Source organism: Deinococcus sp. (assembly GCF_025362455.1).
Classification (GTDB): Bacteria; Deinococcota; Deinococci; order Deinococcales; family Deinococcaceae; genus Deinococcus.
This window is the reverse complement of the sequence record NZ_JANYGJ010000139.1, coordinates 1-13342: the sequence shown is the minus strand read 5'-3', so window position 1 is coordinate 13342 and position 13342 is coordinate 1. Positions and strand designations below refer to the sequence as shown.

13 protein-coding genes are annotated in these 13342 nt (G+C 66.6%); 5 read left to right on the top strand and 8 right to left on the bottom strand.

What is annotated here, in order from left to right; all coding sequences use genetic code 11:
- Window positions 1-84: 84 nt before the first annotated feature.
- Both Q0R23_RS11025 and Q0R23_RS11020 read left to right on the top strand, forming a co-directional pair.
- Window positions 85-1011, top strand: coding sequence for a sugar ABC transporter permease (locus tag Q0R23_RS11025; RefSeq protein WP_293912990.1), 927 nt, complete (start codon window positions 85-87; stop codon window positions 1009-1011).
- The gene (locus Q0R23_RS11020) at window positions 1008-1886 is read left to right on the top strand and encodes a carbohydrate ABC transporter permease (protein WP_293912988.1); all 879 of its coding nucleotides are present in this window, start codon (window positions 1008-1010) and stop codon (window positions 1884-1886) included. The genes Q0R23_RS11025 and Q0R23_RS11020 overlap by 4 nt, the downstream gene beginning before the upstream one ends.
- A 60-nt stretch (window positions 1887-1946) precedes the next feature.
- On the opposite strand, the gene Q0R23_RS11015 is transcribed toward Q0R23_RS11020, so the two are convergent.
- The 3 genes from Q0R23_RS11015 to Q0R23_RS11005 are packed head-to-tail and all read right to left on the bottom strand — an operon-like array spanning window position 1947 to window position 6510.
- Window positions 1947-3188: a VWA domain-containing protein gene (locus Q0R23_RS11015; RefSeq protein WP_293912986.1), complete on the bottom strand. Its 1242-nt coding sequence runs from the start codon at window positions 3186-3188 to the stop codon at window positions 1947-1949.
- The gene (locus Q0R23_RS11010; protein WP_293912985.1) at window positions 3185-4264 is read right to left on the bottom strand and encodes a HEAT repeat domain-containing protein; all 1080 of its coding nucleotides are present in this window, start codon (window positions 4262-4264) and stop codon (window positions 3185-3187) included. Before Q0R23_RS11010 ends, Q0R23_RS11015 begins: the two co-directional genes overlap by 4 nt.
- Window positions 4261-6510, bottom strand: a complete 2250-nt coding sequence (locus Q0R23_RS11005) for a DUF5682 family protein (RefSeq protein WP_293912984.1) — start codon at window positions 6508-6510, stop codon at window positions 4261-4263. The genes Q0R23_RS11010 and Q0R23_RS11005 overlap by 4 nt, the downstream gene beginning before the upstream one ends.
- Window positions 6511-6528: 18 nt before the next feature.
- Between Q0R23_RS11005 and Q0R23_RS11000 the strand changes: the two genes are divergently transcribed.
- Together Q0R23_RS11000 and Q0R23_RS10995 are read left to right on the top strand one after the other, a co-directional pair.
- Window positions 6529-6774, top strand: coding sequence for a ChpI protein (locus Q0R23_RS11000; protein WP_293912983.1), 246 nt, complete (start codon window positions 6529-6531; stop codon window positions 6772-6774).
- Window positions 6771-7118 carry a type II toxin-antitoxin system PemK/MazF family toxin gene (locus Q0R23_RS10995; RefSeq protein WP_293912981.1) on the top strand — a complete coding sequence of 116 codons (348 nt, stop codon included), beginning with the start codon at window positions 6771-6773 and terminating at the stop codon, window positions 7116-7118. The genes Q0R23_RS11000 and Q0R23_RS10995 overlap by 4 nt, the downstream gene beginning before the upstream one ends.
- A gap of 2 nt (window positions 7119-7120) precedes the next feature.
- Here Q0R23_RS10995 and Q0R23_RS10990 read toward each other — a convergent pair whose 3' ends face one another.
- Genes Q0R23_RS10990 through Q0R23_RS10970 form a run of 5 tightly spaced genes read right to left on the bottom strand, consistent with a single transcriptional unit; the run spans window position 7121 to window position 12171 of the window.
- The gene (locus tag Q0R23_RS10990; RefSeq protein ID WP_293912980.1) at window positions 7121-8218 is read right to left on the bottom strand and encodes an AAA family ATPase; all 1098 of its coding nucleotides are present in this window, start codon (window positions 8216-8218) and stop codon (window positions 7121-7123) included.
- The gene (locus Q0R23_RS10985; RefSeq protein ID WP_293912978.1) at window positions 8215-8850 is read right to left on the bottom strand and encodes a hypothetical protein; all 636 of its coding nucleotides are present in this window, start codon (window positions 8848-8850) and stop codon (window positions 8215-8217) included. The genes Q0R23_RS10990 and Q0R23_RS10985 overlap by 4 nt, the downstream gene beginning before the upstream one ends.
- The gene (locus tag Q0R23_RS10980) at window positions 8847-9329 is read right to left on the bottom strand and encodes a hypothetical protein (protein ID WP_293912976.1); all 483 of its coding nucleotides are present in this window, start codon (window positions 9327-9329) and stop codon (window positions 8847-8849) included. The genes Q0R23_RS10985 and Q0R23_RS10980 overlap by 4 nt, the downstream gene beginning before the upstream one ends.
- Window positions 9326-10843: a DUF5691 domain-containing protein gene (locus tag Q0R23_RS10975; RefSeq protein WP_293912974.1), complete on the bottom strand. Its 1518-nt coding sequence runs from the start codon at window positions 10841-10843 to the stop codon at window positions 9326-9328. The genes Q0R23_RS10980 and Q0R23_RS10975 overlap by 4 nt, the downstream gene beginning before the upstream one ends.
- The gene (locus Q0R23_RS10970) at window positions 10840-12171 is read right to left on the bottom strand and encodes an SWIM zinc finger family protein (protein WP_293912973.1); all 1332 of its coding nucleotides are present in this window, start codon (window positions 12169-12171) and stop codon (window positions 10840-10842) included. The genes Q0R23_RS10975 and Q0R23_RS10970 overlap by 4 nt, the downstream gene beginning before the upstream one ends.
- A 230-nt stretch (window positions 12172-12401) precedes the next feature.
- Between Q0R23_RS10970 and Q0R23_RS10965 the strand changes: the two genes are divergently transcribed.
- Window positions 12402-13342 (top strand): hypothetical protein (locus tag Q0R23_RS10965; protein ID WP_293912972.1); only part of this gene is annotated, 941 nt, incomplete at its 3' end.

The window sequence follows — 13342 nt, the reverse complement described above, 5'->3', positions numbered from 1 at the left end:
GTGTCCGAGACTCAAGGTAATCCCATGTACTCAGAGGGCTAGATTGCTCACCCTCGTCCCAGCCCTCTCGTGTAGGTCTCAGTCTTGACCACCATCCCATCTATTGCACGTCTGCGCCGCCCCGGCTCGCTCCGGCGGCGGCAGACGATCACGGCGTATACGTTCCTGGCCGTGCCCCTGGTCTTCTTCCTGATCGTGCGGTTTCTGCCGACGTTCACGGCGCTGCGGCTGAGCCTGTTCGACTGGAACATCCTCAAGGAAGTGCAGCCCTACGTAGGTTTTGCCAACTACGACAAGCTGCTCCACGACGGGGTATTCGGCAGGGCGCTGGTCAACACGGCGCTGTATACCATCATCGGGGTTCCGGCGCAGATCGTGCTGGGGCTGGCCACCGCGCTGCTGCTGGGCAAGATCCGCAAGTTGCAGGGCCTCTTCCGGGCACTGTATTTCGCGCCTTATGTGACGCCCATCGTCGCCTCGGCCTGGGTCTGGCAGTGGCTGTTCAGCCCGCAGTTCGGGCCGGTCAACACGCTGCTGGTGTGGCTGCACCTGCCGCCACAGCCGTTTCTGACCTCGCCTTCGCAGGCGCTGGCCACCACGGCGGCGCTGGTCGTCTGGCAGAATCTGGGCTTTCAGGTCGTGCTGTTCCTGGCCGGGCTCGCGGCCATTCCGCGCACCTACTACGAGGCCGCCGAGATCGACGGGGCCAGCGGCTCACAGGCGTTCTGGAAAATCACCCTGCCGCTGCTCAACCCGACCATCGTGTTCAGCGTCGTAACCGGCACCATCTCGTATCTGCAACTGTTCACCCAGGTCGTGAACCTGAATTTCACCGACCAGGGCGGGCCGCTGAGCAGCACCATGACGGTGGCCCTGTATATCTACCAGCTCGCCTTCGGGCGCTTCCAGACGGGGTACGCCTCGGCCATCACGGTGGTGCTGTTCGTGATTATCCTGGCGATCACGCTGCTGCAACTGCGCTTCCTGACCCGGCGGGTGGACTACGGATGACCACTCAGCCGCGTCTGACCACTGAAACCCAACTGGTGCCCCCGGCCCGGCAGCGCGGCAGCCTGACCGTTCTCGCCTACGTCGTGCTGGCCGTCGGTGCCCTCGTTACGCTATTCCCCTTCGCCTGGATGGTGCTGACCAGCCTCAAGTCGTTTCAGGAACTGTTCAGCCTGGGCTTCTGGCCCCAGGAGCCCACCATCGCCAATTACAGCCAGGTGCTGACCCAGACCAAGTTCCTGACCTGGTTCGGCAACAGCTTGCTGGTCGCGGGCGTGAGCACCCTCAGCGTGCTGTTTTTCGATTCGCTGGTGGGCTACACGCTGGCCAAGTTCGAATTTCCCGGCAAGAACATCATCTTCGTATTGATGCTCTCCACGCTGATGATCCCCACCGAGATGCTGGTGATTCCCTGGTTCGTGGGCGTCAGCGACCTGAAGTTGCTGAACACCACGCCGGGCGCCTATTTCTCTATCTTGTTTCCGGGCCTGATGAGCGCCTTCGGGGTCTTTCTGATGCGGCAGTTCTTCGAGTCGCTGCCCACCGATCTGATCGAGGCCGCCCGCATCGACGGCATGAGCGAGTTCGGCATCTTCTGGAAAGTGGCGCTGCCGCTGGTGCGCCCGGCGCTGTCGAGCCTGGCGATCTTCAGCTTCCTGGGCAACTGGAACGCCTTTCTGTGGCCGCTAATCGTGATTCAGAAGCCGGAGTTGCGGACGCTGCCGGTGGGCACGGCGCTGTTCAACGGCGAGGCCGGAACCCAGTGGGGCCTGATTATGGCCGCGTCGAGCCTGGCGGTGATTCCGGTGCTGGTTGTTTTCGCCTTCTTCCAAAAGCAGATCATCGAGGGCGTGGTGCTGACCGGCATGAAGGGCTGAGTTGGAGGTGACGGGATCGCCGCCCTGAGATGCAGGGCGGCGGTTTTTTACTGGCCCCAGTCAGGCCCGCGCCCTCTCCTCGTCCCCCGCCCGGCTGAGCACGATACCTTGCCCCGCCGCCCAGGTCGCCACGTCGCCGCCCGCGATGGCCGTCGCCATCAGGCCCGGAAAGTGATCGGGCGTGCAGGCGAAGGTCGGGATGCCCAGGCCCGCGAAGGTGGTGGCGACCCGGTGATCGTAACCGGGGGCGCCGTCGTCGTCCAGGGCCAATAGGGCGATGACGCGCACGCCGCTGTCCACGAGCTGCCGCGCCCGCTCCAGCATCCGCTTTTCGTCACCGCCCTCGTAGAGATCGGAAATCAGTACGACGATGGTGTCTTCCGGGCGCTGCACCAGCGATTGACAATACTTGAGCGCCCGGTTGATATCGGTGCCGCCGCCGAGCTGCACGCCGAACAGCACGTCCACCGGGTCGGATAAGTGCTCGCTGAGGTCCACCACCTCGGTATCGAAAACGACCACGCGGGTACTCACGGCGGGCAGGCTGGCCAGCACGGCGCCGAAGACGCCCGCGTAGACCACGCTGCTGGCCATGCTGCCGCTCTGATCGAGGCACAGCACGATGTCCTTGAGGCTGCGCCGGGCGCGTCCGTAGCCGACCAGTCGCTCCGGAATGACGGTCTTGCGCTCCGGGTCGTAGGATTTGAGGTTCTTCAGGACCGTGCGGCCCCAGTCGATCTCGCTTGCGCGAGGCCGGGAGTTGCGCTGGGCGCGGTTGAGGCTGCCACTCACGGCGCTGCGCAGCGGCTCGGCCAGGCGGGCGGTCAGGTCGTCCACCACCTTGCGGACCACGACGCGGGCCATGTCCTTAGCGGCGGCGGGCATCACGTCTTTCAGGCTCATCAGGGTGGCGGCCATGTGAACGTCGGGCACCACGCCTTCCATCAGTTCGGGTTCGAGCAGCAGCGCTTTGAGGTTCAGGCGGTCCACCGCGTCCTGTTGCAGCACGCGCACGGTGCCCTGGGGAAACAGGTCACGCACCTCGGCCAGCCAGGTCGCCACGGCGGGGGCGCTGCCGCCCAGCCCGGCGCTGCGCTTGCCACCCTTGGCGGGCTTGCCGAATTTGGCACCGTCGTAGAGCGCGGCCAGGGCGGCGTCCAGGCGGGCGTCATGTTCGCTGAGGGCGCAGCCGGTGCCGTCGGCGCTCTGCCCACCGGAGGTCTCGCCGCCGAGCAGCAGGCGCCAGCGACGGAGACGTTCGGAGTCTGGGCGTTCGGGGTCTGGGGACGAGGGTAGGGTCATGGTTCACGCTCCTGAAGCCAGGTACTCAGGCTTTCATGGGTGGTGGGCAGGGCAAGCTGGTGTAGATACTGTCGATACCAAGATGTCAGTGGAGTGTGTCTGCCCAGGAGGTCGTTGAGCAGTGTGACGAGCAGCGGCGTCAACGGCGCGCCGGGAGCAGGGTAGGCCAGCGCCAGCGCTTCATCGAAGTAGTCCTCATCACTGTTGTCCTGAGAGTTTTCTCGAAAGTGCGACCAAAGCAACCAGGCGAAACGCTCACTCTGACCCAGTTCACGAGCGGCGTGAGCCAGTTGTCTGAGCAGAGTCGGACCTTCCAAAAGCGGCGACAGCAGCTCTTCAACATCAAGCTGGGCCAGCGCCTCTTCGAGCAGGTCACCTGCCCAGGCCGGAGCAAGGGCTTGCTGCCAGCGGGCGAGGGTGAAGGCCGCCATCAGTCGTGGCAGAAATTCCGGGTCGTTGAGCCCCTGCTTCCTGACGGCCTCCAAAGCGTCTGGGGAAGCGGAAAATCGAGCGAGTGCCTGGGCGCAAACCGCTCGCACGGCAGATTCAGCATCCGAGAGACCTCCGAGCAGCCATTCACCAGCATCCGGCACTTCGGCTGCCAGCAACGCCAACAGGTTTGCCGCCAACTCGCGGTACTCAGGATTGGGATCACTCAGAAAGCGCCGATACACCGGGACACCCCCCACAACGGCTGCCCGAACGGCTTTAACCCAGCGCAGCTCACGGGCTATCACGGCCTGATAAGCAGGATCAGCTCGCTGTGCCGGGTCGTCGTACATCTGGTGAACGTCGTGGTAACTGTAGCCCTGAGCCATGCATGCCAGCGGATGCAATACCTCGGCGTTCCCGACGTCCAGCAGGCCAATCAAAAACGGCACCGCGTAGGCCGTCGCCTGATAGACCGTGCCCTGGTGCCACAGGTTGCCGTACAAATCGGAAAACGCCTCCTGATCGCCTGCGGCCACTGCACGCAACTGGTCCGGCACGTCCTCGGCACTTCCGTAAGCGTGCTTGAGCTGCGTCCAATCCACCTCGCCCAGTTCGCTCAGCGGGCGGCCATACACCACACTCACGCCTTCACGCCCAGCAGCCGCAGCACCACCGGCACGACCAGCATCCCCAGGTCGTCGTTGACCTCGCGCACGGTTGCCACACGCTCCAGGCCGCGCAGGTCTTCCCCGATGCGGCGGCGCTCGGCAGCTTCCAGGCGCGAGAGCGAGCGCCTCAGCGGCGGCAGCACCGACTCGAACGCCTCCGGTTCGAGCGTACCGACCCAGCCGTCGAGCAGGGCCAGCAACGCCGGATCGTGCCGCAGCACGCTGGCATCCTGACCGATGAAGCCGTCGAGCCAGTCACTCACATCGGCGGGTGGGCCACCGGGAGCCAGGGCGTAAGCCAGGCGCTGTTGTACGGCAGATTCATCCAGAACTTCGGCGTCGCGCAGCCGCCGCACCGCGTCACCGTGGAGGAGTGGGTGCGCGCCGGGGGTGGCGTCCAGCCCTTGCAGAGCGCTGCGCCAGTCGGTCAGCGCCTGTGGGTCGTCGAGGAGTTGTACCGCCGCATCCGCCCCGGCAATCGCCTCTTGCAGCGTGCGGGCGGCGTCCTGCTGCATGGCCTGGACGGCGTTCGGAAGTCCAGCACCAGCGCGGAGTACCAGCGTCCGGAAAATCGGCGTGGGATCGTCGCCGCTGCGGGTGCGAACGTCGCCGTAGCGGGCCAGGCGGGCCAGCGGCGGCAGGGCTTCCAGGAGTTCGGACACCTCGGCGTTGGCGGCGCGTCGGTCCAGAATGCCCAGGGTCAGCCGGGCGGCGCCTTGCAGATTCGCCAGGCGGGTACTTTCCAGCAATCCGGACAGCTCACCCAGCGTCGCGGCTTTACGGGCACGGGAAGCCGCGAGCGTGTTGGCGGCACGGACCAGGGTGTTGCCATGCAGATTCGCCTCGACCACCCGCACGCTGAATTCCGGCTCCCAGCGCAGATTCCAGGCTTCCTTGAAGGTGCCGGAACCGCTGACGTAGCCCGCCTTGCCCCAGGGAATGCCCAGGATATTCAGGCGGTGCATCAGCCAGCTCCGCTCCAGGTCGCCGTCCCCCCGCAGATCGAGGATCAGTTCGCGGGCGGTGGCTTCGGGCCTCAGGCGCAGCCGCTTCTGGATGGCCGCCAGATCCTGCGCCAGCGGCACCGTCGGCACGCCGGAGGGCACCTCGCCCAGCGTCTCACCGACCACCAGTTGCTCACCGATCATCCGCAGCGGCAGATCGGATTCCCAGGCGAACACGGCGCGGGTGGCGTCGGTCAGCTCACCCAGGCCGGGCAGACCCAGGCCGCGAAGGCTCGCCAGCGTCTCGGCCAGGCGGGTGGCGTCGATGACCTGGGCGCTGGAGGCGTCGAGTTTGGCCCCGCGCAGCAGCCGGGCGCTGCGGGTCAACCAGGCGGCGCTGACGTGCTGGCTGGTGTCGAACAGGTGCGCGTACCAGCCGGGCGAGGCGACGCCCGCGCCGTAGCCGCTGTGCATGGTCAGGCGTCCGTGGGTCCAGGGCACGACGGTCAGACCGGCTTTGACTTTCGGCAGGGTGCGGAGCAGTGCGGCGTCGTTTTTGATTTCGCGGGCCAGCACCGCTTCGGTCAGGGCCGGGCCGTGCCAGGCGCCGCAGACCACGCCGACGGGCTGTCCACCCTGCTGCGCCTCGCGGATGCGGGTCCGCATGTGGGCCTCGCGCAAGATGTCCCGCTCGGACGTGATTTCGACTTCACGCACGGCGGTCATGACCTCGGACACGGCGTCGAAGACGGCTGCGTCGTCGCCGCGTGCCTCGACCAGTTGGTCCCACCAGCGCTCGAAATCGGGGTAGCCCGCCGCCTTTGCTAGCGCCGCCAGCGGGTCGCTGCGCAGGTCGTCGGCGGGGGCCTCAGTGGAAGCTTGAGGTTCGGGCTGGAGGTCGTCTGAAGGGGCTTCGGCTGGCTGGTGCTCCTCCGGTTTGGTCGCCCGCTGGGCCAGGGTCACACTCGCAGGCAGGTCCATGAAGGCCAGCGGCACACCGCGTTTCAGCGCCCAGCGAATCGCCACGAACTCCGGGCTGAAATGGGCCAGCGGGAAAAACACCGCCTGTTCCGGCTGACCCTGGACGTGGGCCATGATCGCCACTGGCGGCGTCAGGGCGGGGTCGGCGAAGAACGGCAGCAGGGCGTCGGCGTCGGCTGGCCCCTCGATCAGCAGCACGCCCGGCGGCGCGGCGTTCAGGGCACGCTCCAGGCTGCGGGCACTTCCGGGGCCGTGATGGCGGATGGGGTAGATGGAGTAGTGATTCTTGGTAGTCACTTGGGTTATACTCCTGGTATGAAAACGGCGATTTCGATTGAGGACGATCTGTTCGGTAAGGGAGAAGAACTCGCCAGAGAGCTGGAGATAAGCCGAAGTGAGCTTTATGCCACCGCCCTGCGCGAATACATCAAGGTGCGTCGGGATGAGGCCGTCACCAAAGCGCTCAACCGGGTGTACGGCGATCCAGCCAGTGATGATCCGGAGGCCGATGCCTTTGGGCGAGCTGCTATCAAACGGGCTCTGGCCTCGACCGAGTGGTGATTCAGCGCGGCGAGATCTGGTGGGCCGATCTGGGCGAGGTCTTGGGAAGTCGCCCGGCTGGTGTGCGGCCCGTCCTGGTCATTCAGGCAAACAGTTTTAATCAGACCCGACTGAACACAGTCATCGTCGCCATCCTGACAAAGAATTTGTTTCGAGGTGAGGCACCTGGGAACGTCGTGCTGGAACCTGTTCAGAGTGGGTTGGAGCAGCCCAGCGTGGTTAATGTGTCGCAACTCTACTCCCTCAACAAAACAGATCTGCGTGACAAGGTTCGCCTGCTCAGTCGAGACGCGATGCTGCGCGTCACAGACGGCCTGAAGCTCATCCTCGATCTGGACTCCTGATTTCAGCTCACGTCCCTACACGCCGCGTAAAACGCCTTCCATCCGTCGCGCTTTTTGATGGCCGTCTCCAGATACTCGTTCCAGACGGCCTGATCCTGTACCGGGTCTTTGATGACGGCGCCGACCAGGCTGGCGGCCACGTCGCGGGCGCTGAGGGTGCCGTCGCCGAAGTGGGTCGCCAGGGTGATGCCGTGCGTGACCACACTGATGGCCTCGGCGGTGCTGAGGCTGCCGCTGGGCGACTTGAGCTTGGTCTTGCCGTCCTCGGTCAGCCCACTTCGCAGTTCGCGGAACACCTGCACCACCCGCCGCACCTCTTCCAGCGCGGGCGGCACGTCGGGGAGGCCCAGACTGCGGCCCAGGCTCTCGACGCGGCGCGTGACGATGCTCAGCTCGTCTTCCAGGCTGTCGGGCACGGGCAAGACCACCGTGTTGAAGCGGCGTTTGAGGGCACTCGACAGGTCGTTGACGCCCTTGTCGCGGTTATTCGCGGTGGCGATCAGGTTGAAGCCCTTGACCGCCTGGACCTCGGTGTTCAGCTCCGGCACCGGCAGGGTCTTCTCCGACAGGATGGTAATCAGCGTGTCCTGCACGTCGCTCTGGACGCGGGTGAGTTCTTCCAGGCGGGCGATCTTGCCGCGCCGCATGGCGTGGAGCACCGGGCTTTCGACCAGCGCGGCCTCGCTCGGCCCCTCGGCCAGCAGGCGGGCGTAGTTCCAGCCGTAGCGGATGGCGTTCTCGTCGGTGCCTGCCGTGCCCTGCACCAGCAGGGTGCTGTCACCCGATATGGCCGCCGCCAGGTGCTCGCTGACCCAGCTCTTGGCGGTGCCGGGCACACCGATCAGCAGCAGCGCCCGGTCGGTGGCCAGGGTCGCCACCGCCACCTCCATCAGCCGGGCCTGGCCGACGTATTTAGGCGTGATTTCAACGTCTCCGGCCACGCCACCCATCAGGTAGGTCAGCACGGCGCGGGGGCTGAGGTTCCACATTGTCGGGCGCGGCAGCTTGTCATGCGCGGCCAGGGCGGCGAGCTCGTGGGCGTAGGCGTCCTCGGCGTGCAGGCGCAGGACTTCGGGGCTGGATGTGTTGGCGCTGGTCATGCGGGGCCTCCCATGAGGGTCAGAACGTGACGGCGGGGATCGGCAGCGGCTTCCTGGCGGTTCAGGAGCGGGCGTAACTTCGGTTCGAGGGCCATGAACACGGCACTCAGTTCGGGATCGTCCGGGCGGGTGGCCAGTCCAGATGAAGCCAGTTCAGATGAAGACAGTCCAGATGAAGCCAGTCCAGACGGTTCAGGCCGGAAATACCGCCGCCCCAGCCAGCACTGCAACCGGACGCGGCGGGCACGGTCTTCTTTGGATAACTCCAGCAGCTCGCGGCGCAAGGTGAGCAAGGTCTGGAAGTAGGTTGCGACACCGCCCACACGGATCCGGTGAACAGCGGCCACAAGGCGACCAACCGCCGGGCCACGCCGCTCCAGCTCAGCGGAGAGCCAGGCTTCGTCCCAGGCGCCCCAGACGCCCGCCACGCTGTGCAAGTTGGCGTGCAGCAACGGCGCCACCTCGCCCTGCCAGATGGTGACGAGTTCAGATTCCGAATACGCCGACTCGGCCAGCACCAGCGCCAGCGCGGGCAGGTCCGGGCGGCAATCGCTGTCCAGAAACAGCTCGGCCAGGGCCAGCCAGACCGGGCGGCGAGGCGCGAGCTGCGGCGGCGTCCAGAACAGCGTCACGGGTTGCCCTGTGCGGCGATGTATTGGCCCGGAACGGCCAGGCGGCGTTCGAGTTCGGTCCTGACCGGGCCGCTGAGCAGCGTCAAACTGGAGGTTCTGGCGTAGGTGACGATCACGCCGTCCGGGGCGGTGCGAATGCGGTTGATGTCGGTGAGTGGCAATTCGTAAGCGCCGAGCACATTCTGGATGTGAAGCGCTTCGTCCAGACGGTACGTCGTGACGCCGCTGACAAGAGCGGCGCGGCGCAACCGGGCGAGCGTGAACCCATGCACGAGCGGCATCAGAGCGCCCAGCAGCACGGCGGCGATCAGGAAAATGGGATTGTGCGCGGCGCCCCACTGAAACACGCCGATGACGGCCAGCAGCCCCAGCGCCAGCAGCGGCAATCGGCGAGAGCGCCAGGCGTGCAAGCTGTGAATCCGGCCCAGGGCGGCCAGGTTGGCGGGGTCGGCCCAATCGACAGTCTGAGTGGCGGTCACGGCGCCCGGCCCATGATTTCGACCACGCGGCGGCGCAGGGTCAGCACCTGGTTCAAATGGGTGTGCAGCCGCTCCAGACGGCTCAGATAGGAGTGGCGGCGGTCATAGCGCTGCTGCTCGTCTTTTTTGGCGTTCTCCGGCAGCGGCTCCTGCACCGGCAAGACTGGCATCGGCGGCAACGCCCGGTGAGGGTCGAGGTGAACAGGAAGCTGATCGAGCAGATCGAAGGCGGCGTCGCTGAGCTTGTCGGCGTCCGCGTCAGGGGCACCCAGCCGGTTCAGCAGCACCCTGGCCAGTTCGTGCAGCCGCGCCTGCTCGGCCTCCGGCAACTCCAGCGGCTCGCCCAGGGCGGCCAGCAGCGAGGCCAGCAGTTTCACCCGCCAGTGATCCAGGGCGCCCAGACTCACCGCCGCCACCATCTCCACGGCCACACGCCGGATACGCGACTGCGGCCAGCGGCCATAGTCCATCGACACGCGGCCAGGGTCCAGCGATTCGGGCAACTGCAACACCAGTTTGAACGGCAGCTCACCGCACAGCGCCTTGCTGAATTCTGATTCCAAGTAGCCAGGATCATCGCGCAAACCTATGACGAGTTGCGTGAGCGTGACATTCAGGGTCTCCAGCATCAGCGGCAGCGGCAGGGCGCCGATCATCAGCCGGGCGGCGCTGTCGGACGTATCTTTGGGGTCGAGGCTGCCCAGCGCGGCAGGCAGGTCCACGTCCAGGAACTTGATTTTGCCGCTGCGGCTGACACTGACGCTGGCCCTGAGCGCCGCCCTGACCGCTTCCTGCGCCTCGCCGGGCAGATGAGCGCTGAACTGCTGGGCGACTTGCTGAATGTCTCTGAGCTTGTCGTTGCTGGCCAGCGTCAGCAGCGGCAGATCAGCGCTGTGCAGGCTGGCGGCCACCGCATCCAGCACGGCGCGGCGCTCGTCAGCTTTGAAATCAGGCCAGCGTGTGAGAAGGTCGGCAGCGACGGTCTCAGGGTCGGCGACGTGGGCTTCGAGCACCTCCGAGCGCAACAGTCGGACTTTTACATCCCTGCTGCACTGCTCAGGGTCCAGACCGCGCCAGTCCGGGTTCTGCCGGGCCAGCCAGCGGCCCCGCTCACCCAGCACGCTCCAGAGTTTGATCGGCATATGTGAAAGGCGCAGCTCCCAGAGGTCTTGCGGCCCCAGGGTCTGACCCACCGCCGCCACGAAGCCGATCAGCTCGGTCAGCACCTTGAGGTGGGGCGCCACCTGCGGCAGCAGCTCGCTGAGTGAGGGCGGAATGGCTTTGGCGTCGGGCGGCAGCGTGAGCGGGATGTCCGCTTTCGCCTTCACCAGTGCCTGACCGGCCAGGGCATGCAACCCGGCCAGCCCGGCCCGCAGCAGCAGGGTGCTTTCGGGTGTCGGCGCCGTGATTCGCGCCAGAGCCTTCCCCAGCGGCGCGAGGCCGGGTTCCGGCAGGCTGCTGCGGGCGGTCCCGCGCCGGGCGGCGGCGGCGAGTTCACTCAGCTCGGCACTCATACCTCATCTCCACAGAAGATCGACAGCGGCGTAAACGTCTGGCCGTCCCACTCGCCGAAAAAGGTAGCCGGTCGGGTGGCGCTGTAGCTCAGCCACTGCCACAGCGTCTCGTTCTCCAGCTTGAACGGTACGGCGTAACCGCTCCCGTCGCGGAGCTGTCCGTGCTCCGGCAGCAGCCAGGCGGGGCCGAGCCAGTGGCCGCTGCGCTCCAGCCAGGGATGGCAGCCCAGGGCGGCGGCGTAGTCGGCGTGAAGCTGCGCCACCGTACCGGGCTGCCAGGTGACGCCCCCTGTGAACGCCTGGGGCTCGCTAGCCAGGACCACCCGCTGGGGAAAGGCGCCGGGGGCGAAGCGCAGATCAGCCTGAACCGTGTGCAGCAGCGGCAGGGCGGGCGGCAGGCTGTGGTTTCTGGGCGCGTAGTCAAGCAGGGCGGCGAGTTGCCCGTCCGCTTCGCGGCGCAGCCAGGTGCGGCGAACCAGGAGCTTGTCCTCTTCACCCTCGTACTTGCCCAGCACCTGCCAGCGCTCGGCGCTGCCCTCCCCGGCCCTCAGCGCCGCCAGGTCGAGTGGCTGGCCCAGCGCGGCGTCCAGATCGGCGCGTTCGTTTACGGGCAACCCGGCGCGGTGCTCCCAGGCGCGGCACAGCAGGGCCAGCCGCCCCAGGTGCGAGAGCAGCGCCTCACCGCTCTCGTCGTGCAGGTGATCGGGAATCCGGGCCACCAGCCGGGCCGCGCCGGGCGCCTGGGCGTCGATCAGGCGGGCGGCCTGGCGGTCCCACTCGCTGTAGGGCAGGCTGCGGGCAGTGGCCAGGCCGGTTCGCACCAGATCCTGCATCCACAGGTGCAAGTCGGCCAGGCCGCGTTCGACCTTGCTTTCGCGGGCGGCCTGACGTTTGGCCTGAGCGGCGGAGTCGGGCGCTTTGGATTCTTTGGGAGGCTGCGTGGCCGTCTCGGCGCGGGTCTGGCGCCCGTCGAGCCATTTTTGTAGGGCTTCAGGCGGCGCGGCGCTCTGCCAGCTCCCCTGCCCGGCCACGTCCAAGAGCAGCAGGGCCAGGCCGTGCTTGCAGGGGAATTTGCGGCTGGGGCACGAGCATTTGCTGGCGTAATCGGGTGTTCGCAGGTCCACGCCCACCAGGTACGGCTGCGGGCCGCTGCCCTGGCACTCGCCCCAGACGATACCCTCGGCCCGCGCCAGCGTCGGCCACTTGCCGGGCGTGGTCAGCTTGCGGGCGGCGGCGGCGCTGCTGGCATCGGGCGAGAGGGCCATCACGACGTCGGTGGTCAGGGTTGAGCTGAGCGTTGAGCCTGGGGCGAAGCTGGATGCGGTCAAGGGTGAAATCTCCTTTCTGATTATGTTACAGGCGTAATTGTAGCAGAGTCACAGTAAGGGGTCAAGCGGGTCGGGTCGAGTGAAGCGCGAGCTATACGCCCGGTCATCAAATCACATTCTGACGCCGCTCGTGTGCGTTGCCCAGACGCCGACGGTCCAGCGTTCGGCCAGCGCCGTGACAGAAGTTTGACGGGGCTTTGACGGCTCCCGGCGCAGCTTGGAGAGTGGAGGTGAGTCATGTTCGATTTCGCACTGCCGGGGAGTGGGCCGTGAGATCAGGCCGAAATCCAGGTTTAGTAGCACCGAGCGCCGCACTGGCGCTGCTGGGGACGCTGGGCCTGCTGGGGGGCAGCGCCGGAGCGGGCAGCGGGGACTATGTTCAGTTCAGATCCTTCGCGCCGCCGCTGAGCCTGGACGGCCTGCAATTCGATGGTCAGTACAGCGTGCGAACCGCCGCGCTGAACCTCAGTCTGCGGATTCCGGAACTCAGCTTACGGACCCAGAGCGCCAATCTGAGCCTCAGCAGCGGCGGCGCCTTCGGGGCCTTCAGCGTCAGCCGCAGCGCGGCCCGGCAAGGCGGCACGTATACGGCGCTGGTCGGCTACTCGGCGCCGGAACCGGGCCTGTTCTCCGACGCCACGCTGACCTACGTGCGGGCCGAGGACTGGCGCACCGAAGGCTATGTGCTCAACAGCGTCTCAGTCGACGCACGGGGCCGCTTCTCACCGAGCTGGAAATGGAGTGCCAGCGGCGGTTTGGACAATACCAGGATCAATGCCGCGCCCCTCGACCCCGGCACCAGCCGCAGCCTGAATTTCGGTGTGCAGGGCAAGGTGGCGAGGGTGGACCTCAAGGCCCGCACCAGATTGAGCAGCTCGGACACCGGCAAGAACCCGAATGTCCTCAAGTGGACCGGCAACCTCGACGCGGCGGCGCCGATTACCGACAAAGAACGGCTGGCCGGAGCCGTGTCGTACAACAGTCAGGGCAAGGACACCGAGAGCCTGACGCTCAGCAGCACGCGCTTCTCTCCGCTGACGCTCAGCGCAGCCGTCTCGCGGGCCGACTCGACCTTCAGTGCCCGCCTGAGCGCCGCCTACGCCCTCAGCGAGGCGCTGAACCTGGGCGCCGAGTACGGGCTGAGTTTCACCGCGCCGCTGTCGCAGGACGG

Bases quoted from the DNA above. Each gene is read 5' to 3' on its own strand.
- Q0R23_RS11020 (WP_293912988.1), top strand. From the start codon at position 1,008: ATGACCACTCAGCCGCGTCTGACCACTGAAACCCAACTGGTGCCCCCG.
- Q0R23_RS11015 (WP_293912986.1), bottom strand. From the start codon at position 3,188: ATGACCCTACCCTCGTCCCCAGACCCCGAACGCCCAGACTCCGAACGT.
- Q0R23_RS11000 (WP_293912983.1), top strand. From the start codon at position 6,529: ATGAAAACGGCGATTTCGATTGAGGACGATCTGTTCGGTAAGGGAGAA.
- Q0R23_RS10990 (WP_293912980.1), bottom strand. From the start codon at position 8,218: ATGACCAGCGCCAACACATCCAGCCCCGAAGTCCTGCGCCTGCACGCC.
- Q0R23_RS10975 (WP_293912974.1), bottom strand. From the start codon at position 10,843: ATGAGTGCCGAGCTGAGTGAACTCGCCGCCGCCGCCCGGCGCGGGACC.